This window comes from Rhizobium sp. P28RR-XV, assembly GCF_012641385.1.
Lineage (GTDB): Bacteria > Pseudomonadota > Alphaproteobacteria > Rhizobiales > Rhizobiaceae > Rhizobium.
This window is the reverse complement of record NZ_JABAIG010000006.1, coordinates 92,279-119,273: the sequence shown is the minus strand read 5'-3', so window position 1 is coordinate 119,273 and position 26,995 is coordinate 92,279. Positions and strand designations below refer to the sequence as shown.

The following is a 26,995-nucleotide window of genomic DNA, read 5'->3' as shown; positions in this document are numbered from 1 at the left end:
GAATAATCTCTGAGGGGAACGACGGTGGCTTTTGTGCCCTTGTCTATTTCCTCGGCGGATATTCATCATGGACAGACTTCGCATCTCCGGCGGCAGAAGGTTGCAGGGCGCGGTGACCATCGCCGGCGCGAAGAACGCGGCGCTGCCGCAGATCGCGGCGGCGCTTTTAAGCCCGCATCCGCTGGAGCTGACCAACCTGCCCTTAGTCAGCGATGTCGAGAACATGCTCGATGTCATTGCCCTGCACGGTGCCAAGGTCGAGCGCGGGCCGCATGGCACGACGATCGATGCAAGCGATATCGTCTCGAAGGAGACGTCGTATGATACCGTCAGGCGCATGCGGGCAACCGTGCTGGTGCTGGCGCCATTGCTTGCCCGCTTCGGCCATGCGCGCGTCTCGCTTCCCGGCGGCTGCGCCATCGGCGCGCGGCCCGTCGATATGCACATCAAGGCGCTATCGAGCCTCGGCGCCGATATTGCGATCGAAAGCGGACTGATCGTCGCTTCGGCTTTAAATGGGCTGAAGGGCGCGCGGATCGTCTTGAGCTCGCCATCCGTCGGCGCGACGGAAACGGCGATGATGGCCGCCTGCGCGGCCAAGGGCGAAACCGAGATCCTGAATGCCGCCCGCGAGCCGGAAGTGGCTGATCTGGCAGCCTGCCTCAGCGCCATGGGCGCGCGGATCGAAGGCGCAGGCACGCATCGCATCCTCATCGATGGTGACGCCGACTGGCGTCCTGCCAGGCATCATGGCATCCCCGACCGTATCGAGGCCGGCACCTATGCCGTGGCGGCGGCAATCACCGGCGGCCAGCTCGAGCTCATTCATGCGCGCTTAGAAAATCTGGCTTCGGTCGTTCAGGCGCTCGAAGCCATGGGCGTCAGCGTCTGGCCGAGCGATCGCGGTCTCGTCGTTTCCCGGGACGGCCCGCTCAAGGGTGCCGATATCACCACGGAACCCTATCCAGGTTTTCCAACGGACCTGCAGGCGCAGTTCATGGCTCTCGCCTGCTGCGCCGCCGGCGCCTCGCTGATCCGCGAGACGGTATTCGAAAATCGCTTCATGCATGTACCGGAGCTGACGCGGCTCGGCGCCAACATCACGCTGCAAGGGACGACGGCTTTGGTGCGCGGTGGCGCACCGCTCAAGGGCGCGCAGCTCATGGCGACGGACCTTCGCGCTTCCGTGTCGCTGGTCCTCGCCGCTCTCGTGTCGGAAGGCGAAACCATCGTCAACCGCGTCTATCATCTCGACCGCGGCTACGAGCAGCTGGATCGCAAACTGCGTCTCTGCGGCGCCGATATCGAACGGCTGATCTCATGACTGCCGCATCGGAAAGCGCCCCTTATTTCCTCGGCGTCGATGGCGGCGGCACCGGCTGCCGGGCGCGCATCGAGAATGCCGAGGGCACCGTTTTAGGGCAGGGGTTGTCCGGGCCGGCGACGACCCGTCTTGGCATCGCCGAAGCGTGGGCGTCGATTTCGCGTGCATTCGACGCTGCCATCGAGGAGGCGGGGTTAAACGCTTCCGATATCAGGCGCATTCATGCAGGCGTCGGATTGGCGGGGATCGGCCGCAAAGGCGCGCTTGCCGCGCTCAAGGCGATAGAACACCCCTTTGCCAGCATCGATTTCGTCAGCGACGGCGAGGGCGCCTGCCTTGGCGCGCATTCCGGTCGCGATGGTGCCATCGTGATTGCCGGGACGGGCTCCATTGGGCTCGGTCTCGTCGAGGGGCGGCAATTACGGGTTGGCGGCTATGGGTTTCCGATCTCGGATGAAGGCAGCGGTGCCTATCTCGGGCTGAAGACGGTGCAGCTTGCGCTGCGCGCCCATGATGGTCGCGAACAGAAGACGGCGCTGCTGGCCGAGATCATGCAGCGTTTCCAGAACGATCCGATGGAAGCCGTCGCCTGGATGGATCGGGCATCGGCCACGGATTACGCGGCTCTTGCGCCGATGGTCCTGCGCCACGCCGATCAAGGTGATGCGGTTGCACGTCGGATCGTGCAGGGCGCTGCCGGCCATATCGATACGCTGGTTCGCACCCTGTTCGAGAAGGGGGCGCCGCGCGTGTGTCTGCTCGGCGGTCTCGCAAGCCCGCTCGAGCCCTGGCTTGCACCCGATGTGCGCCGCCGGCTGAAACCCATCGATGGCGATGCGGTCTCCGGCGCGATCATTCTGGCCAGACGATCCGCTAGCCTGGTCCCGAACTGATCGACGCCTTCTCTCCTCTCTTGATTTCATCGGCGGCAAGCTCTATTTTTGACTACATATGGTCATTTTAGTTTGGGAGCACGTGATGTCGACAATTAGCGTGGCAGAGGCAAAGGCTGGCTTTGCCAATCTGGTTGACGAAGCCGCCAACGGCGATTTTGTCACCATCACGCGCCACGGGAAGCCCGCTGCCGTGCTTGTGTCCGTCGAAGCAGCCGAGGCTGCAAAGAAGGCTTTGGAGAAGCCGAGGCCGAATTTCGGAGATTTCCTGCTCACCTTTCCCGGTGGCATCGATTTGGATCGAAACTCCTCAAAAATGAGGGACGTTGATTTGTGACCGCATACCTGCTCGATACGAATATTATCAGCAGGTTTGCGCCGGATAAGGTGCCTCCGTCCAATGCTGTACGGAGCTGGTTCCATAGCCAGGGCGAAGCCGACGCACTTTTTCTGTCGGCTATGTCCGTTTCTGAGATCGAAAAGGGAATGCGCTCCCTTCATCGTCGCGGTGGGACTGAGCGAGCCAAGCGGCTTTCTAACTGGCTCGATTTCGTCACAGACAGTTTTGGTGATCGTATCCTACCCATGGATACGGTCGTCGCGCGGATTGCCGGCGCTCTGGAAGACGATGCCCTAAGCAAGGGCCACAATCCCGGCCTCGGGGACATTATCATTGCGGCGACGGCGCGGGCTTATGACCTGACTGTCATCACCGAGAACTTACGGCATTTCCAGCCGCTCGACGTATCCGTTGATCTTCCGGCTGTTTTCCGGCCGTGATGATCGGGCAGAGTGTTTGATCGAGCGACAATCCTACTGGCACGCTGTCCGATGTGTAAGGCCCCGCTGACGCATGATCGCGGTGGGACGTCTACGCGAACAAGATGGAATATTTTATTCCTTAATGGATTGACGAGAGGAATAAACGGGCATAGTGTTAACCTAGGTAAACAGGGAATGGACGGGGAACGAAGCCGAAAAAGGCCATCCTCAGTCCCGGCTGGCTTTGGTCGTCCGTCTTGCTGAAAACCGATCCTTGCTGCGGTGTGCCCAATGTTCATGTGATTGGGCGCGCCACGCTGACTTATTGATATCGAAGCGTTATTTCGCGAGCAGGCCCATGACAGAGCAGAAATTGATATCCGAACTGGAGCAGTTGGTTTCCGAAGGGCGCAACCCGAATACGATGCATATCGATCTATTGCCGACCTTCGATATCCTGCGTGAAATCAACTATGAGGATCAGACGGTGCCGGTCGCCGTCGAAAAGGTGATCCCGGCAATCGCCGCCGCCGTCAATCAGATCGTCATTGCCTTCCAGAAGGGTGGCCGGCTGATCTATATGGGGGCTGGCACCAGCGGCCGGCTCGGCGTTCTCGATGCCTCCGAATGCCCGCCCACCTTCAGTGTACCGCCTGACATGGTCATCGGCCTGATCGCCGGCGGCCCGGATGCGCTGCGGCGCTCGATCGAAGGCGCGGAGGATGATCCGGCGCAGGGGCGCCAGGCGCTGGAAGAGATCAACCTGACCAGGGACGATGTCGTCGTCGGCATCGCCGTCAGTGGCCGCACGCCCTATGTCATTGGTGGCTTGAACTATGCCAAGAGCATCGGCGCCTTCACGGTTGCGCTATCCTGCAACCCGAATTCCATCATTGCCGGCATTGCCGATCTGGCGATCTCGCCGGTCGTCGGCCCCGAAATCCTGACCGGCTCTACCAGGCTGAAGTCCGGCACGGCCCAGAAGCTCATTCTCAACATGCTGACGACGGCAAGCATGATCCGCATCGGCAAGAGCTATCAAAACCTCATGGTCGACGTCAGTGCCAGCAACAAGAAGCTGGTGGCGCGCGCCTCGCGCATCGTCATGCAGGCGACCGGCTGCACCCAGCATGAAGCGCGCCGCGTACTCGATCTGACGGGAAACGACGTCAAGCTTGCCATTCTCATGGAAATTACCGGGATGGGCATTGAAGAAGCCCGCACGGCATTGCAAAACGCTGATGGATTCCTGCGCAAGGCCATCAACGCCAGGACTGCTTGAGACAACCATCGCGGCATGCCGCGATGGCAATCAATGGGCCAAAATCGGCCGGGGACATTTAAAAAATTTGGAGGACTGGCAATGAGAGGAAATTTTAGACGGACGCTGTTTTCGGGAGCAGCGCTGGTCATCGGGCTTGGTCTGGCGACGATCGCGATGCCTGTGGAGGCGGCAACGCTGCGCATGGCATGGTCGCAGGACGCAACTGGGCTTGATCCGCACAAGCAGACGGCCTTCTCCTCCATCCGCCTGCTAGAACTGATTTACGAGCCGCTGGTTCGCCTCGACGGCAATCTGCAGATCGTGCCCGGTGTCGCAGAAAGCTGGCAGTTCTCGCCCGACGGCAAGCAATTGACCTTCAAGCTCAATGCCAAGGCCAAGTTCCAGAATGGCGCGCCGGTGATTTCGGCCGACGTCAAGGCCTCGTTCCAGCGCATTCTCGACCAGGCGACAGCCGCCGTCGCCCGCGCCAATTTCCTGTCGATCGCAAGCATCGACACACCCGATGCCAATACCGTCGTCTTCAACCTGTCGCAGCCCGACGTTCCCCTTCTGACGGCGATGACGAGCCTCAATGCGGCCGTGGTTCCGGCAAGCGAAATCACCGCCGGTACCATCGGCACGAAGGCGATCGGCTCCGGCCCCTTCAAGCTCGAGAGCTGGGTTCCGAATTCCAAGGAAGTCCTGAGCGCCAACAAGGATTGGGCAGGTGGCGCTGTCGGCGTCGACGGCATCAATATCAGCGTGCTGCCGGACGAAACGGCGATCCTTGCCTCGCTGCGCACCGGCCAGATCGATTTCGCGCTGCTCAACGATCCGCTCGTTGCAACACTGGTGCCGAAGGAGCCGAAGCTGCAGCTCACCCGCACGCCGGTGCTCTCCTACAACGTGCTGCAGCTCAATCCGTCGCGTAAACCCATGGATCAGTTGGCCGTGCGCCAGGCGATCTCCTGTGCCATCGACCGCAAGGATGTGATGGATACAGCCGCTCTCGGCGAAGGCAAGGTGACCGGGCCGCTGACGATGCCGCTTTATGCCACCGATCCCAGCCAGCTCTTCTGCTATACGCGCGACGTCGCCAAGGCGAAGAAGCTGATGGCCGATGCCGGTTTTGCCAATGGCTTTTCCGCGACCGTGATCGCCGCAACCGGCGAGCCGCCGACGGCCACGGCCGAGGCGCAGGTCATCCAGTCGCAGCTTTCCGAAATCGGCATCAAGCTCGATATCAAGGTGATGGAGCTCAACGTCTATGTCGACACCTGGCTCAAGGGCAATTTCGACATGGCGGTGGCGCTCAACGGCGGCAGTGCCGATCCCTATTCGATGTATAACCGCTACTGGACGAAATCCGGCAACCTGCAGAAGGTCGCCAACTATATCGACGACACGCTCGACAGCCTGATGCAGAAGGGCCGCGCCGAGACCGATCCGGCCAAGCGCAAGGAAATCTTCGCCGAATTCGAAAAGCACATCGCCGAAGCTTCGCCCTGGATCTGGCTCTACACGGCCTACGGCTATACGGCCGAGCAGAAGAACGTCGAGGGCTTCGTGCCGACGCCGACCGGTTCGCTATTCGGTCTGAGCAAAGTCTCGATCAAGTAACGGCAGTCGAGACCTAGAGGAAGCGAAATGGCATACCTGACGCGCCGGTTGATGACATTCCCACTGATCATGCTGGGCGTGTCCATCTTCGTCTTCGTCGCCATCCGGCTGGTGCCCGGAGATGCGATCACCGCGATGCTCGGGACCAATGCGGGCCTGCTGACGCCGGAGCAGCGGCAGGCCCTTGCCGTCTATTTCGGTATCGACCAGCCCTGGCCGATCCAGTACTGGCATTGGCTGCTCGGCGTATTCCAGGGCAATCTTGGCATATCCGTCACCTATGGCAAGCCGGTGCTCGATATCATCCTGGAGCGCTTTCCGCTGACACTCGAGCTTGCGCTGCTCGCCATGGTGATCGCACTCGCCATCGGCCTGCCTGCCGGCGTCTTTGCCGCCACGCGAAACGAAAAACTGTCCGATCTTGCCGTGCGCATCTTCGCCATGATCGGCCAGTCGACGCCCAATTTCGTCCTCGGACTTCTGTTGATCTATGCCTTGTCGGCCGGTTTCGGCGTATTGCCGACCATGGGGGAATTCACGCCGATCTGGCAGGATCCGCTCGGCAATCTCGGCCAGATGATCCTGCCGGCGCTCACCCTCGGCTTTGCCTTCGCGGCGTCGGTGACGCGCGTCGTGCGCTCCGCCATGCTCGATGTCTTGAGCGATGACTATGTGCGTACGGCCCGCAGTCGCGGCGTGCCGGCGCGCGGCGTCATCTGGCGGCATGCTTTGCCGAATGCGCTCATCCCGGTGGTGACGCTGAGCGGCGTCGAATTCGGCTACCTGCTCGGCGGCGCGGTGCTGGTCGAGCAGATCTATGCGCTGCCCGGGCTTGGGCGGTTGGTGCTCGATGCGATCCAGCAGCGCGATTATGCCCTGGTTCAGGGTTGCGTGCTGTTCATCGCGTTCAATTTCATGATCGTCAACCTGCTTGTCGATCTCGCCTATGTCGCGCTCGATCCGCGCGTCCGTCTGGGAGAAGGCTGATGCGGATGATCAAGGCCATTTTCGGACATGTCAGCGGCCGGATCGGCGGCGTCATCGTGCTCATCTACATCTTGGCTGCCATCCTCGGCATGCTCGGCTTGACGCCGCATGATCCGGTGGCACGCAATCCGTTGGCCCGCCTGCAATCGCCCGGTTATGCCTATTGGATGGGCACCGACCTGCTTGGGCGCGATGTGGTCAGCCGCTTGATGAATGGTATCGGAGAATCCTTGACCGTTGCGTTCTTCTCCGTTGCGCTTGCGAGCCTGATCGGCACCGTGCTTGGCCTGACCGCCGCCTGGTCGGGCAAGCGTTGGGACGGCGTGATCATGCGTCTGATGGATGTGCTTTTGGCCTTTCCGGCGATCCTGCTGGCGCTGCTGATCATCGCCATTGTCGGGCCTGGCACCTGGACCAGCGTCGCCGCGATCGCGATCGTCTATACGCCGATCTTTACCCGTGTGGTGCGCGGCCCGGCCCTTTCGCTGAAGGCACGCGATTTCGTCGATGCGGCCCGGACCTTCGGCAGCAGTAGGTCCTATATCCTGACGCGGCATCTCCTGCTCAATCTCGTCGCACCCTTGACCGTGCAGGTAACGCTGGCACTCGCCTGGTCGCTGTTGACGGAGGCGGGCCTGAGCTTCCTCGGCTTGGGAACGCAGCCGCCGGCCTCGTCCTTGGGCCTGATGCTGAGCGACAGCCGCAATCTGATGGAAACGGCACCCTGGCTGCTGATCTTCCCCGGCATCACCATCATGATCTCCATTCTCGGCTTCAATCTGCTCGGCGACGCCCTGCGCGATATCCTTGATCCGAAGATGCGGAGGGCGACGGTATGACACCACTTCTCTCTGTGTCCGATCTGCGCGTCGGTTTCGGCCGCAATCCCGAAGCCAACCCCATCGTTCGCGGCGTCAGCTTTAATCTCGATGCCGGCGAAACGCTGGCGATCGTCGGCGAAAGCGGCTCGGGCAAGTCGGTCACGGCGCTTTCGATCAATCGCCTCGTCGATTTCGGCGGTGGCCGCATTACCGCCGGTTCGATCCGTCTGACGCGGGCCGACAACCGCATTCTCGACCTGACCAAGGCGAGCGAAGCTCAGCTGACGAAGATCCGTGGTGGCGAGATCGGCATGATCTTCCAGGAACCGATGACCTCCCTCAACCCGGTCCTGACCATCGGGACGCAGATCGAGGAATCGTTCCGGCTGCATCGTGGTCTGACGGGAAGCCAGGCAAAGGCGGCGGCCAAGGATGCCCTGGATCGCGTGCGCATTCCCGATGCTGCGCGCCGTCTGACCTATTGTCCGAACCAGCTCTCCGGCGGCATGTTGCAGCGCGTGATGATCGCAACGGCGCTTGCCTGCAATCCCCGTCTGCTGATCGCCGACGAGCCGACAACGGCGCTCGATGTCACCGTGCAGGCGCAGATCATGGCGCTGCTTGCCGAATTGAAGCGCGAGACCGGCATGTCGATGATCTTCATCACCCATGATATCGGCCTTGTCGCCGGCATTGCCGACAAGGTGATGGTGATGCAGGCCGGCGAGGCGGTGGAGCAGGGTGAGCTCAATCAGATCCTCGATCATCCCGCGCATCCCTATACCCAGCATCTGCTGCATTCGGTCCCGCATTTCGCCTCCGGGCAGGCGGCACGCAGCGATTTCCAGCGCGATAAGGTACCATCCAAGCCGGCGCTGAAAGTGGAAGGGCTCACGGTCCGCTTCCCGGTCAAGGGCAGCTTCCTGCGGCGCTCGACCGGCGCAGTCCATGCCGTCGAAGGCGTCGGTTTCGACCTGATGCCGGGTGAGACACTGGCAATCGTCGGCGAGAGCGGATCGGGCAAATCCACGACCGCAAGGGCGATCCTCGGGCTCGTCAAGTCGACCCGCGGCGTCTTCACGGCGAATGGCGGCAAGGCTGCCGATCGCACGGGCGCGGTGCAGATGGTCTTCCAGAATCCCTATGCCTCCCTTAATCCGCGCCTTCGCGTCGACAGTATCCTTGCCGAACCGGTGATCGCATCGGGAGTGGGGGTTTCCGCCGAAACGCGCGAGCGCATGGTCATGCTGCTGAAGCGCGTGGGCTTGCCCGAAAACGCCCTGGAGCGCTATCCGCACGAATTTTCCGGCGGCCAGCGTCAGCGGCTTTGCATCGCGCGCGCCTTGATGCTCAATCCTTCCGTGCTGGTGCTCGACGAAGCGGTTTCGGCACTTGACGTCTCCGTCCAGGCCCAGGTCTTGAGCCTGTTGATCGAATTGCAGCGAGAATACGGTCTCGCTTATCTTTTCATCTCGCATGACATGGCGGTCGTCGAGCGCATCGCCCATCGCATTGCCGTGATCTATGCCGGGCAGATCGTCGAGATCGGCGATGCCGTCTCCGTCTTGTCGGAGCCCAAGCATTCCTATACCAGGCAGCTGATCGCGGCGGTTCCAACGGTTGAGCGGCGCAAGGAAACCTTTACGCTCGACACACGCCAGGTTCCGTCGCTGGTGCGCCCGCGGGGCTTCGAGCCCACCGTACCGGAATGGCGCCGTTTCGCAGCGGATCATATCGCTCTGGCGGAAGCCTGAGCGGAGCTGCAGGGAGCCGAGATGGAAGGGGGGAGCATGCAGTTTCAGGAGCGTTTCGACCGGGCCTTCGCGCCGCTCGAACAATCGGTTGCAGCGGCCCGCATTCCGGGCGGCGTGTTTGGCATGGTCGATCTTAAAGGGAACCGGCAGGTCCGCGCCGTCGGCTCGGCGCAAAAGGTGCCTGATGTCAGGCCGATGCTTGCCGATACTTGGTTCGACCTTGCATCGCTCACCAAGGTCATTTTCACCACGCCGCGCATCCTTGCCCTCGCCGAGGCCGGCACGATCGATCTCGATGCGCCGCTGACAGCGCTCCTGCCCGATCTGCGCCAATACAGCGCCGAAGCCTGGGAACGGAAGGTGACGTTCCGGCAATGCTTGGGCCATCAGACACCGTTCCCCGCGGTCGAGCCAATTTATACCTATGGCCGCGATCCGGAGCTTTTGCGCACCTTCATCCTGCAGCGCGAATGGCGCGCCGGCCCACCTGTCTATTCCGACATCAACTTCATTCTCCTCGGCTTCGCGCTGGAGCGGCTGGCCGGACAGACGCTCCGCGCCATGGATCCGGGGCCGGGCTTTGCCTTCTCCGCGCCGCCCGAGCTGTCGGCCGCGACGGAAGATTGCACCTGGCGCCCCCGCATTCTGTCGGGCGAGGTTCATGACGACAATTGTTCCGCGCTGCAAGGCGCCGGTCATGCCGGCCTATTCGGAACGGCGGACGCGATCCTCGATTTTGCCAGGGGATTGCTTGACGGTAGCGGCGCATCGGCTCAATCAATTGCCCTGATGCGCGCGCCGCTTTCGGCCACCCGTACGCATGGCTGGGAGCGCCCACATGACGGCTGGCATGGCGGCACCCTTTGCTCGCCGGGAACCATCGGCCATACGGGGTTCACCGGCACGGCCCTCTGGGTCGATTTCGATAAGGGCAGGGCCTGGACCTTGCTTACCAATCGCATTCATCCGACACGCCACTTCGACAGCGGCATCCTGGCGCTTCGTCAAACGGTGAGTGATCTCGTCAACGCAGCTTAGGAGCCTGACCATGGAACCAATCTGGGCAGTGGGTCTGATGACCGGGACCGTCCTCGACGGCAATATCGATGTCGCCATGCTGAAGACGGATGGCGAGCGCATCGTGGAATTCGGTCCTTACGTGCTGGCGCCCTATCCCGATTGGATCCGCAAGCTTCTGGAAGAGACCCTGGCGCAGGCGCGCGCCTGGAACTTCGAAGGGCCGGAGCCAGCGATCTTCAAGCAAGCCGAGGAGGCCCTGACGCGCGCCCAGTCGGAGGCGGTCAGGGAGCTGGTCGAAAGCAACGGCATGACGATGGCCGACATCGGCGTCGTCGGCTTCCACGGCCAGACCGTGCTGCATCGCGCGCCGCAGAAGGATCGGCTGGGACAGACGCGCCAGCTGGGGGATGGCGAGCTGATGTGCTCCATCCTCGGCACCAAGGTCGCCTATGATTTCCGCTCGGCCGACATGCGCGCCGGCGGGCAGGGCGCACCACTTGCCGCGGCGTATCACACCGCACTGCTGCGTGGCGCGGGTGCTGCGGGGGAGGCCGCCATTCTCAATCTTGGTGGTGTGGCCAACGTCACCTGGTGGGACGGAGAGGGCAATTTCGTTGCTTTCGATACCGGCCCGGCCAACGCGCCTCTGAACGATTTCATCAAGTCTCACGGGCTCGGCGAGATGGACCGGGACGGCGCGCTTGGGCGCGCCGGCAAGGTCGACGAGGCGCGGCTCGAAAAGCTGTTGCAGCACCCCTATCTGACCGCGCCCTATCCGAAATCGCTCGATCGGTTCGATTTCGGTGCCGCCATGGCGGATGGCCTGGGTCCCGAAGACGGCGCCGCCACACTTTCGGCCTTCACGGCAAGCGCCGTCGGCAAGGCGTTGGATCTTCTGCCGCGCAGGCCGAGCAAAGTGGTCGTCAGCGGCGGCGGCCGGCACAATCCGACGATCATGTCGATGCTCCGGAGCCGGGCCGGCGTCGAGCCGATTTTTGCCGAGGATCTCGGCTGGCGTGGCGATGCGGTGGAGGCGGAGTGCTTTGCGTTTCTCGCCGTGCGCGTCTTACGCGGCCTGCCGATCAGCTTTCCCGGCACGACGGGCGTGCCGGCGCCGATGCGCGGCGGGCGCCTCGCACAGTAGCGGCCGACGAACAATCGCCGTCACGTCAGAGGTTTTCGCTGCGGTCCTTCGATGATATGAAGAGGCCGCGAATTTGCGATCGGTTGGTTTCGGACGGATATCGCTTAGATGGCAGGCAGGCAGTATCGGGCAGGCTCCGTCGGCATGATTGTCGCTTTTGCGATCGCTTGCGCCATTGGCATGTCGACTTCCAATCCCGCAGCAGCGCAACCGGAATGGCGGGTTGCGCCGCCCGCTTGCGTCTCCGGCCCAATGACGACGGAAACGGGCCAGACGCTTTGCCTGCGCAAGGACAGCTATAATCGCGATCTGTGCACGGCCATCGAGTATTTCGCTCACGCCAATCATCTGCCGCCGGACTATCTGGCGCGGCTGGTCTGGCGCGAAAGCCTGTTTCGCTCCGATGCCGTCAGCCCAAAGGGTGCTCGCGGTATTGCGCAGTTCATGCCGGGAACGGCGAAGCTGCGTGGCGTGCGCGACAGCTATGATGCGCTCGAAGCGCTCGGCAAGGCGGCGACCTACCTCGATGAACTGCGCGACCGTTTCGGCAATCTTGGTCTCGCCGCCGCCGCCTATAATGCCGGTGAGGGCGGTCTTGCCAATTTTCTGAATTCCGGCGGTCTTCCCTTCGAAACGCGCAACTATGTGAGCGCGATCACCGCCCATAGTGTCGAGGAATGGCGGGACGATCCGCCCGATATCGCCGCCCCTGTGCTGGACAAGGGCAAATCCTTCGTCGATTCCTGCGTCGCGCTTGTCCAAAGCCGGCGCCTGAAACCGACGCCTTTGGAGCAGGAGCGGCCCTGGGCGCCCTGGGGTGTTCAATTGGCCGAGCATTTTCAGCTGGATGCCGCCCGGCGTCTGTTTACCGCGAACATCCAGAAATTGCCGTCTCCGCTGAATGCGGAGAAGCCGTTGATCGTGCGCCAGCGCAATGCCGATTTCGGCCGTCGTGTCCGCTATGCGGCGCGCATCGGGCGGGAAACACGGGGGCAAGCGGATGCCGTTTGCACGCAGATCCGGCAGCAGGGCGGCTCCTGCCTGGTCTTCCGGAACTAGCGTTCTGCGTGGCGCCATAACCCGTAGCGATTGTTTGATTTACTGTCGCTTGATTGTGCTTTACTCCCTGAAGTCACAAGCTTATTTCTTGTAAGCCCGGCCTTTGGGAGGAAGCCGTTTGGGTAGCCAAAGGAGTGTATGATGGCGCAGAAGCGTGAAGTCCCTGGTATCCGTCCCTACAATAGCCCCGCCGGCGGTTGGGGCGCACTGAAAGCCACCGCCAAGGCGGTTCGCGACCAGATGGATGTCACCGAAGCGCCCGGTCTTCTCCTGCGCACCAACAAGCCGACGGGCTTCGATTGCCCGGGCTGTGCCTGGCCCGACAAGGAGCATACCTCCACGTTCCAATTCTGCGAAAACGGCGCCAAGGCCGTGACCTGGGAAGCGACGAACAAGCGCGTGACGCCCGAATTCTTTGCCGAACATACGGTCAGCGAACTTCGGACCTGGAGCGACTACGAGCTGGAAAACTCGGGCCGATTGACCCATCCGATGGTCTATGACCACGCATCCGATACCTACCGGCCGATTGCCTGGGAGGACGCCTTTGCCCGCATCGGCGAGGTCATGCGCAGTCAGCCCGATCCGGATATGGTCGAGTTCTACACGTCCGGCCGTGCCTCTAACGAAGCGGCCTTCCTGTTTCAGATCTTCGCGCGCGAATACGGCACCAACAATTTCCCCGATTGCTCGAACATGTGCCACGAGGCGACCAGCGTCGGCCTGCCGCAATCGATCGGCATCGGCAAGGGCACCGTGTCGCTCGACGACTTCGACGAATGCGATCTCATTATCTCCATGGGACATAATCCCGGCACGAACCATCCGCGCATGATGGGCACGTTGCATGAATGCTCGCGTCGTGGCGTGCCGATCATCGTCTTCAACCCTCTGAAGGAGCGGGCGCTGGAGCGCTTTGCCGATCCGCAGGACCCGATCGAGATGGGAACCTTCGGCTCGACGCGGATCGCGTCGTCCTATTATCAGGTCAAGATCGGCGGCGATGCCGCGGCGCTCAAGGGTATCATGAAAGCGGTCCTGGCGCTTGCCGAAACTTCGCCTGACGTTCTCGATCATGCCTTCATCGCCGAGCACACCATCGGTTTTGACGCGCTCGTTGCGGATCTCAGCCAGACGGAATGGGCTGATATCGAGCGGGTTTCGGGCCTGGCGCGTGCCGATCTGGAGCGGGTGGCCGCTGCTTACGCTAAATCCAAGGCGACGATCGTCGCCTATGGGATGGGCATCACCCAACATGCCAAGGGGACGGCGAATGTCCAGCAGATCGCCAACCTGCTGCTGCTGCGCGGCAATTTCGGCAAGCCGGGCGCCGGCATCTGCCCGCTGCGCGGACATTCCAACGTGCAGGGCAATCGCACCGTCGGGGTCACCGAGAAGCCCACTCCTGCGCTGATCGAAGGCATCGAGCGCGCTTTCGGTTTCACGTCGCCTGCCCATCATGGCCACGATGCCGTTGCCGCCATGCAGGCGATGGCGGAGGGGCGCTCCAAGGTGCTGCTCTGCCTCGGCGGCAATTTCTCGATCGCGCTTCCCGATCCGGAATTATGTGCCGAGGCTATGCGCAAGCTCGATCTTGCCGTTCATATGAATACCAAGCTCAATCGCTCCAATCTCCTGATCGGCAAAGAATCCTTCTTGTTCCCCGTACTTGGCCGTACCGAACAGGACGTTCAGGCGACCGGCGCGCAATCCGTGACGATCGAGGATTCGATGTCGATGGTGCATGCCTCGCGCGGCCGGCTGAAACCGGCCTCCGACCAGCTTCGCTCGGAGCCCGCCATCGTTGCCGCGATGGCGCAGGCGACGCTGCCTGATAGCAAGGTCGCATGGATGGAGCTCATCACCGACTATGACCTGATCCGCGACAAGATCGAAATCGTCTATCCGGATTTTGCTGATTATAACGAGCGCATCCGTGTTCCGGGTGGTTTCCGCCTGCCGCTCGGGCCGACGGAACGCGTCTGGAAGACGCCTTCCGGCAAGGCCGAATTCAAGCTGTTTTCCGGCCTCAACGAAGACATTTCGCTTTCCGACGGGACCATTTTGAAGCTGGCGACCATCCGTAGCCATGATCAGTACAATACGACGATCTATGGCCTGGACGACCGCTATCGCGGCGTCTTCGGCCGTCGTGACATCCTGTTCATGAATGACAGGGATCTGAAGGCGAAGGGGCTGGAACATGGTGATCTCGTTGAGATCGAGACCGCGCTTCCCTCCGGCGCCAAGCGGCTGCTGAAGCTGACGGCGATTTCCTACGATATTTCCGAGGGCTCTGTTGCTGCCTATTACCCGGAGGCAAATTGCCTGATCCCGATCGACTACCAGGACAAGGAAAGTGGCACTCCTTCGTATAAGTCCGTTCCGGTACGGGTCAGCAAGGCGGCATAGATTCAGCCATCCAGCCATCTTCTGCCATCTTGATGGCTGAGTTGCGAATCGTTATATTGATCTCGGACAGGAGACAGATATGGCAGAACCACAATTGTCCGTTCGTAGTGCTAGAGCGCGCGACCTCGCGCATCGGCTCGCTCGCCGCGAAAACCGCACAATCGCCGATGTCGTCGAACGTGCGCTGGAAGCTTATGAGATTCGAGAGGCTGGTCGCGAACCAGCATCGTCTTTCTATGCTCGAATGGCGATGAGCGATGATGAGGATACCGACCTTGAATCTGTCATTCGCGAGGGGCGTCAACCCAATCACGGTATTGATTTGTGATATTTCTGGACACGAATGTTATCTCTGAAACTTTCCGGAAACTGCCTGACGAGGCCGTGATATCGTGGCTTGGTCGGTATGATGCGGAGCTAGCACTTTCCACTGTGGCTATTGCTGAAATCGCCTTTGGCATTCAAAAGATTGTTCCCGATCAGCGCGCTGCGCGGCTTGAGCAGAAATTGTCCGAATGGCGCCATCGTTTCGCTGATCGGATGTTCGGTCTTACCGAAGAGGCCGCATTGGAGTATGGCGAGCTTATGGGCGCGGCGAAGAGGCAAGGACGACCAATGTCAACGGCGGATGGCATGATTGCAGCAATCGCCCGCGTAAATGGCGGACGTTTGGCCACCCGGAATCTACCTGACTTTCACACGACAGGGCTGGAGTTAATATCTCCTTGGGAATTCTAGCAAGTCTTCAATAGCAACGATCTCTTGTTTGCATCGCTCGCTGCTCAAAAGGAGCTAATAAGTTAGCGAAGCCTCTTTCCGTCTTCGTTGAAATAGCGGCGGCGCTCAGACGGGCAGTAAAGATGGAGCGTGTCGCCGCGCTCGATCTCCGGCCCATCACGATACTCGGCAATAACGGATTGACCATCCTCTGTCTGGCAATAGAGATAGCGTGTGCCGCCTAGATATTCGGTGACGTCGACCGTGACCCGCAACGCATCGGTCGCACCGGAAATGACGACGAAATGTTCGGGGCGCATGCCGAGCAGGATCTTTTCGCCAGATGATGGTTTGTGCTGGCTAAGATCGACCTTGATGCTGCCATTGCCGACCTTTGCCGATCCGTCGCCTGACCATGTCGCTTCGATCATGTTCATCCTCGGCGAGCCGATGAAGCCGGCGACGAAACTGTTGGCCGGATCTTCATAGACCTCGCGGGGGCTGCCCACCTGCTCGATCCGGCCGTCCCTCAGCACGACAATCCTGTCGGCAAGCGTCATGGCCTCGGTCTGGTCGTGGGTGACATAGATCATCGTATTGCCGAGTTCGCGATGCAACCGGGCAATTTCGATGCGCATCGAGACACGAAGTTCCGCGTCGAGGTTGGAGAGCGGCTCGTCGAAGAGGAAGACATCCGGCTCGCGAACGATGGCGCGTCCGATGGCGACACGCTGGCGCTGGCCGCCGGAAAGCTGGCCCGGCCGGCGGTCGAGCAGGTGGTCGATCTTGAGGATCGAGGCGGCGGAGCGCACGCGTCTTTCGATTTCGGATGCCTCGGTCCGAGCCATTTTCAGCCCGAAACCAAGATTGTCGCGGACGCTCATATGCGGATAGAGCGCATAGGACTGGAAAACCATGGCGATACCGCGCTCGGAGGGGTCGAGATCGGTGACCTCCCGGCCCTTGATGGCGATCTCACCGTCGGTGACTTCCTCCAGCCCGGCAATCATGCGCAGCAGCGTGGACTTGCCGCAGCCGGACGGGCCGACGAAGACGACGAAAGCCCCTTCCGGTATGTCGAGGTCAACGCCGTGAATGACGGCGAGCCCGCCGAAGCTTTTGCGGACGCCGGTCAGGCGCATGCCGTTCTTCGTCATGTCAGGCTCCACGCTGCATCTGATCGGCGCGGATCCAGACAAGCATCTCGCCGGGCTCGCGATTGTCCCAGAGATGATAGGGGACGAAGCGCGCGGTGGAGGCGGCGCTTTTCGGCGGTGCCGTACGGTAGAGATCGGAGCCCCAGTCGGCCGTCTCGCGCGTCACGGACACATCGAGCGCCACAGCCCCTTCGAGCGCGGCAATTTCCGTCGTCTTGGCGGATGCCGGATCGCTGGAAAGCGAAATGCCGTTGAGATCGCGGCCATTGTCCGTCGTTTCGACGCAATAGACGAGCGGGCCACGCATCAGCGCAGCACGTCCGGCGTCCTGGCGGACTTTCGGATTGGCAAACAGCGTGCGTGGGATGAGCGGAAGGGTGAGGTCGACACGATCGCCCGCCCGCCACTCCCGCTCTATGCGGGCGTAGCCATCGACCGTGACCGTTGCCAGATCGACCGGCGCGCCATTGATTGTAAGCGCAGCACCCTCGGCCCATTCGGGAATGCGCAGCGACAGCGCAAATTTCGCGTTGCGATCGGGATTGACCTCGAAGCGAATTGCGCCGTCCCAGGGGTAGCGTGTCGTCTGGGAAAGCTGCACCGTCACGCCGCCCGCCAGCGGTATGCGGGCCTTGCTCTCGCCGTAGAGATGGACGGCGATCTCGTTGTCGGCCGCGGCATACATATAGGAGCCGACGGAGGCGAGCAGGCGCGCGATGTTCGGTGGGCAGCAGGGGCAATGGTGCCAGGTCCAGCGATGATGCTTGCCGGCGCTCTCCAGCGGATTTTCGTAGAAGAAGGTCTTGCCGTCCTGCGACAGGCCCGCCATCGCGCCGTTGTAGAGTGCCACTTCCATGATGTCGGCATAGCGGCGGTTCGGCCCGCGGCCCAGCATGCGGTTGGCCCAGAACACCAGGCCGACGGAGGCGCAGGTCTCGGCATAGGCGCTTTCGTTCGGCAGGTCGTAATAGTCGGTGAATCCCTCGTTGGAGGCAGCCGGCCCGATGCCGCCGGTCACATACATCTGCTTGGTCGTCAGGTCGTCCCAGAGCGTCTCGAGTGCCGACGTCAGTGTATCGTCGTTATATTCCGTGGCGATATCGGCCATGCCGGAATAAAGGTACATGGCGCGCACGGCATGGCCCACGACTTTGGTCTGTTCGCGCACCGGCAGATGCGACTGGCTGTATTCATAGGTCTTCTGCACGAATTTCTTCGGATCGCGGCCGTCGCGAAGCGCTTCCTCGGTGAAGAAATGCGGCTCCTGGCCGCGCTCGTCGATGAAGTATTTTGCCAGATCGAGATATTTCTTCTCGCCGGTGACCCGGCTGAGTTTGACGAGCGCGAGTTCGACCTCTTCGTGGCCGCAATAGCCGCGAAGCTGGTCTTCGCTATGCCCGAAGACAGTGATCATGTAATCGGCAAAACGGCTCATGATGTCGAGCAGCTTGCGTTTGCCCGTTGCCTGGTAATAGGCGACGGCCGCCTCGATCAGATGGCCGGCGCAATAAAGTTCGTGATGGTCGCGCAGGTTGGTCCAGCGCCGGCCGGGCTGGACGCGCTGGAACCAGGCGTTCAGATAGCCGTCCTCCTGCTGCAGCTTTTCATACATGTCGATGATAGCATCCGCGCGCGCTTCCAGTTCGGCATTGGGGCGGCGATAAAGCGAATAGGCGATGGTTTCAATCGACTTGCCGAGATCGCTGTCCCAGAACATTTGCGTCGAGCCCGACCATGTCTGCAAGGGGATGACGATGCCGGGGCTCGGCTGGCTGACGTCGATCGCCTGGATCATGCCGGCCTCGACGCAGCGGTCGAGCAGGGTTGCCGCGGTGGAGTTACAGATTGCATCCTGGCGGGCGCCGAACAGGCCTGCAAGTTCGACATTCGGGACGGGCAGGGGGCGAAACTGGCGGTTTTCTCTGTCAGACATGGCTTTGATCCGTTGTTGAAAGGGTTATTTCACCGCGCCGGCCATCAGCCCGCGCATGTAGTAGCGTTGCAGAAGCAGGAAGACGATGACGCAGGGGATGGTCATGACGGCGATGCCGGCCTGGACTGCCCCCCAGTTGACGGCTCCAAGGCGGCCAGTCCTGACGGCGATCATCAGCACCGGCAGGGTGAATTTCTCGTTGTTCGACAGGAGCACCAACGCCGCCAGGAACTCGTTCCACGCATTGAGGAAGGCAAAGATCGCAACGGTCGCGACACCCGGCAGCACCAAGGGGAGGAGAACGCGGAACAGCAGTTTCAGATCGCGCGCGCCGTCGATGCGCGCGGCCTCCTCGATTTCCTTCGGTACGGCGTCGAAGGCGTTGCGCATCATGAAGACCGAGAAAGGAAGCTGCAGCGTCACGTAGACCAGTGTGAGGCCAATCAGCGAATTGTTGAGGCCGAGCCTTGCCAGGATGATGAAGAGCGGGGTCAGGATCGACTGAAACGGGATCATCAGCGTCGCGATGATCAGGATGAAGAGCGCGCCCTTGAAGGGGAAATGATAGCGCGAGAAGCCGTAGCCGGCGAGCAGGCTGACGATGACGGTCAGAAGCACGGTTGCGACCGAGACGAAGAGCGAGTTCAGCGTATGCTGGATGACGCCGGCGCCGAAGCCGTTCAGCGAGCGGTAAGCATCGAAACTGAAACCGGTCGTCGGCCATGGCGGCAGAGGCGGAAGGCTCGCCTCGGTTCCATGCCGGAAGGACGACAGCAATGCGATCGCGAAAGGCGCGAAGAAGAAGATGACGATGACGACGCCGATGCCATGGTAGCCGATGCCACCCCACAGCTTGCGCCGCGCGCGCCGTTCCTTAGCGGTGGTCATGGACGGTCCTCCCCGACGCGAAGCAGCCAGAGCTGGACGATGCTGATCAGCACCAGGATGACAAGGAGGGCGATCGAGAGTGCCGCGCCATAGCCGAGATTGAAGGACACGAAGGACTGGTTGAAGATGTAGTAGACCACCGAAATCATCCGGTTCTGCGGGCCGCCTGATGTCATGATGTAGAACTGGTCGAAGGCGAGCACCGAGCCGGTAATGGAAATGATCAGCGCGAGCGCGATCGTGCGGCGCATCAGCGGCAGGGTCAGATGCCGGAACCGCTGCCAGCGTTTCGCGCCGTCGATCCGGGCGGCTTCCGTCAATTCGGAGGGGATCGCCTGCAGGCCGGTCAATAGAATGATCATTGTGAAGCCGGCGATCTTCCAGACCACCATGACGATGATCGTTGCAAAGGCCAAATCGAAATCGGCAAGCAGGTTCGGCCTTTTGTCGACGAGACCAAGCGCCAGCGCGACCGGTGCGAAGAAGCCGGCGTCGACATTGGCGAGCCAGACCCAGAGCAGCGACGCCGTTGCCAGCCCGACGACGACGGGAAGGAAGATGATCGTGCGGTAGAAGCCGACGAACGGCCGGTGCTTTTCGACGAAGAAGGCGAGCGGGAAGGCGACGGCGAAGATCGCAATGGTCACGATGACGGTGTAATAGGCGGTGAAGCGCAACGCCGCCATGAAGCGCATGTCGGAGACCATGCGGATATAGTTGCCGAAGCCGATCCAGCGGGGATTGCCGAGCAATGGCCAATTGTGAAAGCTCATCCAGATGGTGAAGGCCACGGGCAGAACGAAGAAGACGATAACGAGCGCCATGGCCGGCGCGATGTAGAGAAACCCGTGCCAGCCGGCACGACTTCGTTGTTTTCGACGACGCGCGGTTGCGATAGCTCCAGGGCCAGCCATGGAATGCTCCCGATGTTGCGATGGAGGGACCGGGAAGCCTTGAGGCTCCCCGGCTTTCATGGATTGATTATTGTTGGGCGTTGTCGATGATCGACTGCATTTCCGATTGGGCATTGGAGAATGCGCCATCGACATCGCTTCCGAAGATGGCTGCATTGGTGAAGCCCGCCCAGGGGCCATTGGCGCTGTTGATCAGGTCGTTGAACTGCAGCGTATAGGGCGTCTTGGCGACGGCGATCGCCTTCAGCCCGACCTGCATGCGTGGATCCAGACCCTGAAGCACCTGATCGGCGATATCGCCGCGCGTCGGCAGGCTGCCGTATTTCGCCATGATCTTCTGTCCCTCGAGTGAATAGGTATATTCGAGGAACTTCTTCACGGCATCGAGCTTCTTCGTGCCCTTGGAGATGACGAAATTGTCGCCGCCGGCAAAGGATGACGGTTTGCCATCGGCGCCGGGGATCAGCGTCACGCCGAAGTGGATATTGGGGTATTGGGTGATCAGCGTGCCGATTGAGAAGGCGCCGATGCTCTGCTGGCCGATCTTGCCGTTGCTGATGCTGAGGAAATTGGCGCCGGTGTCGCTCGCGGCTCCCGCCGGCACCAGATCCTTTTTGACCATGTCGCGGTAGAAGCCCACGGCCTTGCGCATTTGCGGTGTGTCGAGTGTCGCCGTCTTGCCGTCCGCGGAGAGAATATCGGCGCCGGCACCCCAGACGAGTGGTGTGAAGGTGAAGATCATGCAGCCGCCACAGCCGCCGCCGGAGAAATAGAAGCCATAGGTGTCGCCGCCGAGCGCCCGGATCTTTTCGGCATTCTGCTCGATCTCTTCCCAGGTGGCCGGGGCCTTTTCAGGGTCGAGACCCGCCTTCTGGTAGAGATCCTTGTTCCAGGCAAAGACAGAGGTTTCGACCGACAGAGGCAGGCCATAGATGTGGCCGTCATAGGTGCCGAGCTTCACATGCGAGGGCGACAGGGAATTGAAATAGGGCAGGCTCTTCGCCCAGTCCGTTAGATCTTCCAGCTGCCCGGCGGCGGCAAAGGCCGGCGTATAGATCAGGTCCATCGACAAGGCGTCCGGCGCCTGCCCGCCGGCGATCGCGGTCGCATATTTCTGTACCAGTTCGGAAAATGGCACTTCCGTCAGCGTGACCTTGTCGTCATGGCCCGCATTATAGGCCTCGACGACCTTCTTGAAGGAATCGCCGATGCCGCTTCGAACCCACATGGAGATGTTTTCGGCAGATGCACCGGATGCAAGCATTAAGGATATGAGGCCGGTTGCGGCCAGAAAGCGCTTCATCATCTTCTCCTCCCACAGGGCTACTCCCGTCAGCCCCTTTTCCTCTGTCAACGATCGGGGTTTCCCCCGCACGATTGCCGCACGATAAGCTCGCACGGCAAAGTTCTGATGCCAGGTTCGACGTCGCGTCCTTCTGCAAGGGCCAGGACCGTCAACCCCGCCTCGCGGCCAAGCGCTTTAAGATTCATATCGACCGTCGTCAGCGGCGGCCGGGTCTGCGCGGCGACGATCTCCCAATTGTCGAAGCCGACCACCGAGACATCGTCCGGCACCCGCACGCCACGCTCGCGAAGCGCATCGACCACCGCACGGGCGATCTGATCGTTGCCGCAGAAGATCGCATCCGGCTTTTCCCCTGACGAAGCCCATAGTTGCGCCACCGCCTCGTGACCCCAGGCCTCCGACCACGTGCCGTACATGACAGGCAATTCGCCCCCTCCGGCGAGATCATGATAGGCCCTGGCGCGCTCGCGTACCGAAACGAAGCTTTCAGGGCCGGTCACATGGGCGATGCGCTGTCGGCCAAGCCCTTGCAGCCATTCGACAGCAAGCGCCGCCCCCTGATAATCGTCGGCGCAGAAGGTGACGCTTCCCGGCGCTCCCTCGGTGAATGCATAGATGACCGGGACCGGCAGGTTGGACAGGTCCACCGGCAGGCGGCGGTCGATCCGCTTTCCAGAGGCGATGATGCCATCCACATGCTTGTCCAGCATCGCGTCCACATGAACCTTTCCAAGTGCCGGATCGTCCTCGATGGTGCAAAGGAAGACCGAGACGCCATGATCGACGAGTGCCTCCGTGATGCCGGCCATGACCGGCAGCGTGAAGCGACCATATGTATCATTGGTCAGAAGACCGATCGTGAAGGTGCGATTGCTGAGCAACCCCCTGGCGAGCGCATTCGGACGGAAGCCGATTTCGGTAGCGGCGCGCTTGACCCTTTCCCTGGTTTTCTCGCCCATGCGGCCGGTGTTGTTCAAGGCCTTGGATGCCGTTGAGATGCTCACGCCCGCAGCTGCCGCAACATCGTGAATCGTTGCGCGTCCGCTTTTCGCACGCTGATTTTCCAGATGTCTTCTCCCATTTGAATTTTCTTGAGAAAAGCTTTTCTCAATCGAAGAGTCAATATGAGAAAAGCTTTTCTCAGGAATTTCTATAGCGAAGCCGAAATGGCCTCGAAGGGCGAGGACGGTTCGGGTCTTCCGACTGGAAAAAGAGCGGCGGCCGAACCTTTTCCGGTCCGGCCGCCGCGTAAATTGCAAATTGCGAAAGACGTTATCCGATCGTCATCAGGCTGGCGTTGCCGCCGGCTGCGGCCGTATTGATCGATGTCGTCACCTCTTCGAGCAGCCAGTTCAGGCAATAGGCATCGGCATTTTTGGCGATCTCTTCGCTCGAAGCCGCCTGGGTGAGAACCAGCGGGCCGGGAATTGCCGAGATCGTCTTGATCGCCTGTTGGACCCGCGCGGCATCGCCCTCGATGAGGGCACCGGCCAATGGTCCGTCCGCCGCCCAGTCCTTCGTCCAGGAGATGCGATTGGCGACCTGTGCCGGCAGGTTGCGAAGCTCGTCCTGCAAGCCCGATGCGTCATCGATGACGATCGAATTGCCTGTCGCAAGCCCTGCGGCGATCTGGACATTGAGGCCGAGGGCCGTCTGCGGAGCGAGCAGGATCCTGCCGCGCGGATGCAGCGCGTAAAGGTTCAGTTCGCCGACCGGGCCTTGAAGCTCGATGTTGAAGCCCAGCGACGACTGGTCGGCGACGGCGCGCGCCTGCTTTGCCGCGTCCGCCGCCCCCTTGCTTTCGAGCCAGGCGATGAACTGCTGTGCGGCCGGATCGCTTTGCACCGAGGCATCGCGCAACGGTTCGGTCGAGGAGGCGACCAGACGACGTAGATACATCGGGCCGCCCGCCTTCGGACCGGTGCCGGAAAGGCCACGTCCGCCGAAAGGCTGGACGCCGACGACAGCGCCGATGATGTTGCGGTTGACGTAGAGGTTGCCGGCCCGCACACGCCCGGTCACATGGGCGATCATATCGTCGAGCCGGGTATGCAGGCCGAAAGTCAGGCCGTAGCCGGAGGCGTTGATATCAGCGATGAGCTTGTCCAGTCCCTTGCGCTGATAGCGGATGATATGAAGAACCGGGCCAAACACTTCCCGCTTGAGATCGCTCAGCTTCTTCAGCTCGATGATGGTCGGGGCAACGAAGGTGCCCTTGCCGGCGCTCTCGGGAAGATCGAGCTGTTCGACGTTGCAGCCAAGCTGGCGCATGCGCTCAATATGTTCGTCGATGCCGCGCTTGGCGTTATCGTCGATGACCGGGCCGATATCGACCGCAAGACGATCGGTCTTGCCGACCGAGAGCTCGCGAAGCGCGCCGCGCAGCATGGTCAGGGTACGATCCGCCACTTCCTCCTGCAGGCAAAGGACCCGCAATGCCGAGCAGCGCTGTCCGGCGCTGTCGAAGGCCGATGCAATCACGTCGCCGACCACCTGTTCGGCAAGGGCCGAGGAGTCGACGATCATGCCGTTCTGACCACCGGTTTCGGCGATCAACGGGATCGGCTTGCCGAATTTGGAAAGCCGTTCGGCAAGCTGCGCCTGGATCAGGCGCGCGACTTCCGTCGAGCCGGTGAACATGACGCCGGCGGTTTCGGGCGAGCCGACGAGCGCGGCACCCATTCTGCCGCTGCCGGGTGCAAATTGCAGCACGTCGCGCGGGATGCCGGCTTCATACAGGATGCGGATACCCTGTGCGGCAATTAGCGGTGTATTGCCGGCGGGTTTCGCGACGACAGGATTGCCGGCAACGAGTGCGGCCGCAACCTGGCCTGTGAAGATCGCCAGTGGGAAATTCCATGGGCTGATGCAGACCACCGGGCCGAGTGGCACGCTTTCCGGCTTCAAGACCTTGCGGGCCTGTGTGGCGTAATAGCGAAGGAAGTCGATCGCTTCCCTGATTTCGCCGACGGCATTTGCAGCCGATTTGCCGGCTTCGCGGATGGTGAGGCCGACGAGGGCGGGCATCTCGCTTTGCATGAGGTCGGCGGCACGCTCCAATATGGCGGCACGCTCGTTGGGCCTCACGGCGGCCCAACACTCGGCAGCGGTCGCCGCCAGCCGCATGACGTCGGCAGCATCCTGTGTTTCGAGTTCGGTGACGTGGCCGACGACGTCGGCATGGTCGGCAGGGTTGAGAACCGCGCGGGCCACGCCGCGCTCGGAGCCGTCGGCAAGGAGTGGCTTGGCGATCCAGTCCCTGGCTGCGGAGGCCTGCAGCTGCGCGGATAGATCGGAGATCGCCATCTCGTTCGACAGATCGACGCCGCTGGAATTCTGACGCGCGCCGCCGAACAGGTCGGCAGGACGCACGATCTTCTCGTGCTGCTTGCCGACGACAGCCATTGCGCGCACGCGCTCGACCGGATCGGCAATCAATTCGGAAACAGGGACGGTGGGGTCGGCGATCTTGTGGACGAAGGAGGAGTTGGCACCGTTCTCCAGCAGGCGCCGGACGAGATAGGCGAGCAGCGTCTCATGCGTGCCGACGGGTGCGTAGATGCGGCAGGGTCGGCCAAGCTTGTGGGCGCCGACGACCTCTTCATAGAGCGGTTCGCCCATGCCATGCAGGCACTGGAACTCGTATTTGCCGACGGAAAAATCGCTTCCGGCCATGTGGTAGATCGTGGCCAGGCTCTGGGCGTTGTGGGTAGCGAATTGCGGAAAGACCACATCGGTCGCCGCCAGCAGCTTCCTGGCGCAGGCGATATAGGAGACGTCGGTGTAGACCTTGCGGGTATAGACGGGGAAGCCTTCGAGGCCATCCAGCTGCGCGCGCTTGATCTCCGCGTCCCAATAAGCGCCCTTGACCAGGCGAACCATGAGGCGATGCCCGGAGCGGCGGGCAAGATCGATGATGAAATCGAGGACGAAGGGGCAACGCTTGCCGTAGGCCTGCACCACGAAGCCGATGCCATCCCAGCCGGAAAGCTCCGGATCGAGGCACAGTTCTTCCAGGAGATCGAGCGAGAGCTCCAGCCTGTCGGCCTCTTCGGCGTCGATGTTCAGGCCGATATCATAACGCTTGGAGAGCAGCGCCAGCGCCTTCACCTTCGGCAGAAGTTCGCCCATCACCCTGTCGGCCTGCGAACGCGAATAGCGCGGGTGCAGCGCGGAAAGCTTGATGGAGATGCCGGGACCTTCATAGATGCCGCGGCCGGCCGATGCCTTGCCGATGGCATGGATCGCATTTTCATAGTCGCGATAGTAGCGCTCGGCATCGGCATGCGTCGTCGCGGCCTCGCCGAGCATGTCGTAGGAATAGCGGAAGCCTTTCGCCTCAAGCGAGCGGGCGCGCCGCAATGCCTCGTCGATCGTCTCGCCCGTGACGAACTGCTCGCCCATCATGCGCATGGCCATGTCGACGCCACGGCGGATGACCGGCTCGCCAGCGCGGGCAATCAGCTTTGTCAGCGCGGCGGAAAGCCCACCTTCGCTGACGGTCGATGTCAGCTTGCCGGTGACGACCAGTCCCCAGGTGGCGGCGTTGACGAACATCGAGCGGCCGCCGCCCAGATGCGCCTTCCAGTCGCCGCCGGCGATCTTGTCGCGGATCAGCGCATCGCGCGTCGCGGTGTCGGGAATGCGCAGCAGTGCCTCGGCAAGGCACATCAGCGCAACGCCTTCCTGGCTCGAAAGGGAATATTCCTGCACCAGTCCCTCGACGCCATCGCCCTTATGCTTGGCGCGCAATGCTTCGATCAGCTTTTTGGCCGTCTTCCTTGCCGCCTCGCGGGAGGATTCCGGCAGGGTGGCCGCCTCGATCAGCGTGGGCAGGCATTCGGTTTCGGGCCGCCGGTAGGCGGCGGTGATCGCCAGACGGAGCGGGCTTTGTTCACGAATGGGCGGCGCGAAATTCGAAAATGGGGCAGCGTCTGGAGCTGGTTCTTCAGTGGCGAGCTTGGCAGAGACAGTCATGATAACCTCAAGGTGCAAGGGTCCCGATGGCCTTGTGGGCGTC

General features: G+C 61.7%; 22 protein-coding genes. 15 read left to right on the top strand and 7 right to left on the bottom strand.

The features are described from left to right. Positions 1-67: 67 nt before the first annotated feature. From murA to HGP12_RS14255, 15 genes are all read left to right on the top strand, one after another. Positions 68-1,324: a UDP-N-acetylglucosamine 1-carboxyvinyltransferase gene (murA, locus tag HGP12_RS14325; RefSeq protein ID WP_168842255.1), complete on the top strand. Its 1,257-nt coding sequence runs from the start codon at positions 68-70 to the stop codon at positions 1,322-1,324. Further along, positions 1,321-2,217 carry an N-acetylglucosamine kinase gene (locus tag HGP12_RS14320; protein ID WP_168842256.1) on the top strand — a complete coding sequence of 299 codons (897 nt, stop codon included), beginning with the start codon at positions 1,321-1,323 and terminating at the stop codon, positions 2,215-2,217. The genes murA and HGP12_RS14320 overlap by 4 nt, the downstream gene beginning before the upstream one ends. Positions 2,218-2,302: 85 nt before the next feature. After that, positions 2,303-2,554, top strand: a complete 252-nt coding sequence (locus HGP12_RS14315; protein WP_168842257.1) for a type II toxin-antitoxin system Phd/YefM family antitoxin — start codon at positions 2,303-2,305, stop codon at positions 2,552-2,554. Further along, on the top strand, positions 2,551-2,997 hold the full coding sequence (locus tag HGP12_RS14310; protein WP_168842258.1) for a type II toxin-antitoxin system VapC family toxin: 447 nt from the start codon (positions 2,551-2,553) through the stop codon (positions 2,995-2,997). The genes HGP12_RS14315 and HGP12_RS14310 overlap by 4 nt, the downstream gene beginning before the upstream one ends. Positions 2,998-3,337: 340 nt before the next feature. Then, a complete protein-coding gene (gene murQ / locus HGP12_RS14305; RefSeq protein ID WP_168842259.1) occupies positions 3,338-4,261 on the top strand; it encodes an N-acetylmuramic acid 6-phosphate etherase in 924 nt (307 codons plus the stop codon). 81 nt (positions 4,262-4,342) lie between these two features. Beyond that, positions 4,343-5,863: an ABC transporter substrate-binding protein gene (locus HGP12_RS14300; protein WP_168842260.1), complete on the top strand. Its 1,521-nt coding sequence runs from the start codon at positions 4,343-4,345 to the stop codon at positions 5,861-5,863. A gap of 27 nt (positions 5,864-5,890) precedes the next feature. Then, positions 5,891-6,850 carry an ABC transporter permease gene (locus HGP12_RS14295; protein WP_168842261.1) on the top strand — a complete coding sequence of 320 codons (960 nt, stop codon included), beginning with the start codon at positions 5,891-5,893 and terminating at the stop codon, positions 6,848-6,850. After that, positions 6,850-7,689, top strand: a complete 840-nt coding sequence (locus HGP12_RS14290; protein ID WP_168842262.1) for an ABC transporter permease — start codon at positions 6,850-6,852, stop codon at positions 7,687-7,689. The genes HGP12_RS14295 and HGP12_RS14290 overlap by 1 nt, the downstream gene beginning before the upstream one ends. Continuing rightward, on the top strand, positions 7,686-9,425 hold the full coding sequence (locus HGP12_RS14285; RefSeq protein WP_168842263.1) for an ABC transporter ATP-binding protein: 1,740 nt from the start codon (positions 7,686-7,688) through the stop codon (positions 9,423-9,425). Before HGP12_RS14290 ends, HGP12_RS14285 begins: the two co-directional genes overlap by 4 nt. A gap of 36 nt (positions 9,426-9,461) precedes the next feature. After that, the gene (locus HGP12_RS14280) at positions 9,462-10,463 is read left to right on the top strand and encodes a serine hydrolase domain-containing protein (protein ID WP_246703384.1); all 1,002 of its coding nucleotides are present in this window, start codon (positions 9,462-9,464) and stop codon (positions 10,461-10,463) included. Positions 10,464-10,473: 10 nt separating this feature from the next. Continuing rightward, positions 10,474-11,589: an anhydro-N-acetylmuramic acid kinase gene (locus HGP12_RS14275; RefSeq protein ID WP_168842265.1), complete on the top strand. Its 1,116-nt coding sequence runs from the start codon at positions 10,474-10,476 to the stop codon at positions 11,587-11,589. A 108-nt stretch (positions 11,590-11,697) separates the two neighbouring features. After that, positions 11,698-12,648: a lytic transglycosylase domain-containing protein gene (locus HGP12_RS14270; protein WP_168842266.1), complete on the top strand. Its 951-nt coding sequence runs from the start codon at positions 11,698-11,700 to the stop codon at positions 12,646-12,648. A 141-nt stretch (positions 12,649-12,789) separates the two neighbouring features. Then, positions 12,790-15,060, top strand: a complete 2,271-nt coding sequence (locus HGP12_RS14265) for an FdhF/YdeP family oxidoreductase (protein WP_168842267.1) — start codon at positions 12,790-12,792, stop codon at positions 15,058-15,060. Between the two features lie 79 nt (positions 15,061-15,139). Next, positions 15,140-15,388, top strand: coding sequence for a type II toxin-antitoxin system VapB family antitoxin (locus tag HGP12_RS14260; protein WP_168842268.1), 249 nt, complete (start codon positions 15,140-15,142; stop codon positions 15,386-15,388). Continuing rightward, positions 15,385-15,798, top strand: coding sequence for a type II toxin-antitoxin system VapC family toxin (locus tag HGP12_RS14255; RefSeq protein ID WP_168842269.1), 414 nt, complete (start codon positions 15,385-15,387; stop codon positions 15,796-15,798). The genes HGP12_RS14260 and HGP12_RS14255 overlap by 4 nt, the downstream gene beginning before the upstream one ends. A 62-nt stretch (positions 15,799-15,860) precedes the next feature. Here the strand turns inward: HGP12_RS14255 and HGP12_RS14250 are convergent, their stop codons facing one another. From HGP12_RS14250 to putA, 7 genes are all read right to left on the bottom strand, one after another. After that, positions 15,861-16,934, bottom strand: a complete 1,074-nt coding sequence (locus tag HGP12_RS14250) for an ABC transporter ATP-binding protein (protein WP_168842270.1) — start codon at positions 16,932-16,934, stop codon at positions 15,861-15,863. Position 16,935: 1 nt separating this feature from the next. Beyond that, positions 16,936-18,867: a glycoside hydrolase family 127 protein gene (locus HGP12_RS14245; protein WP_168842271.1), complete on the bottom strand. Its 1,932-nt coding sequence runs from the start codon at positions 18,865-18,867 to the stop codon at positions 16,936-16,938. A 24-nt stretch (positions 18,868-18,891) separates the two neighbouring features. Further along, complete coding sequence (locus tag HGP12_RS14240) at positions 18,892-19,755, bottom strand: carbohydrate ABC transporter permease (protein ID WP_168842272.1); 864 nt, start codon at positions 19,753-19,755, stop codon at positions 18,892-18,894. Continuing rightward, positions 19,752-20,669: a carbohydrate ABC transporter permease gene (locus tag HGP12_RS14235; protein WP_168842273.1), complete on the bottom strand. Its 918-nt coding sequence runs from the start codon at positions 20,667-20,669 to the stop codon at positions 19,752-19,754. Before HGP12_RS14235 ends, HGP12_RS14240 begins: the two co-directional genes overlap by 4 nt. A gap of 67 nt (positions 20,670-20,736) precedes the next feature. Further along, entirely contained in the window at positions 20,737-21,975 is a 1,239-nt protein-coding gene (locus HGP12_RS14230; protein ID WP_168842361.1) for an ABC transporter substrate-binding protein, read from the bottom strand. A gap of 44 nt (positions 21,976-22,019) precedes the next feature. Next, positions 22,020-22,979 carry a LacI family DNA-binding transcriptional regulator gene (locus tag HGP12_RS14225; RefSeq protein WP_312862891.1) on the bottom strand — a complete coding sequence of 320 codons (960 nt, stop codon included), beginning with the start codon at positions 22,977-22,979 and terminating at the stop codon, positions 22,020-22,022. A gap of 268 nt (positions 22,980-23,247) precedes the next feature. Beyond that, positions 23,248-26,952 (bottom strand): trifunctional transcriptional regulator/proline dehydrogenase/L-glutamate gamma-semialdehyde dehydrogenase, encoded by a 3,705-nt coding sequence (gene putA / locus HGP12_RS14220; RefSeq protein ID WP_168842274.1) that lies wholly within the window; start codon positions 26,950-26,952, stop codon positions 23,248-23,250. Between the last annotated feature and the right edge of the window lie 43 nt (positions 26,953-26,995).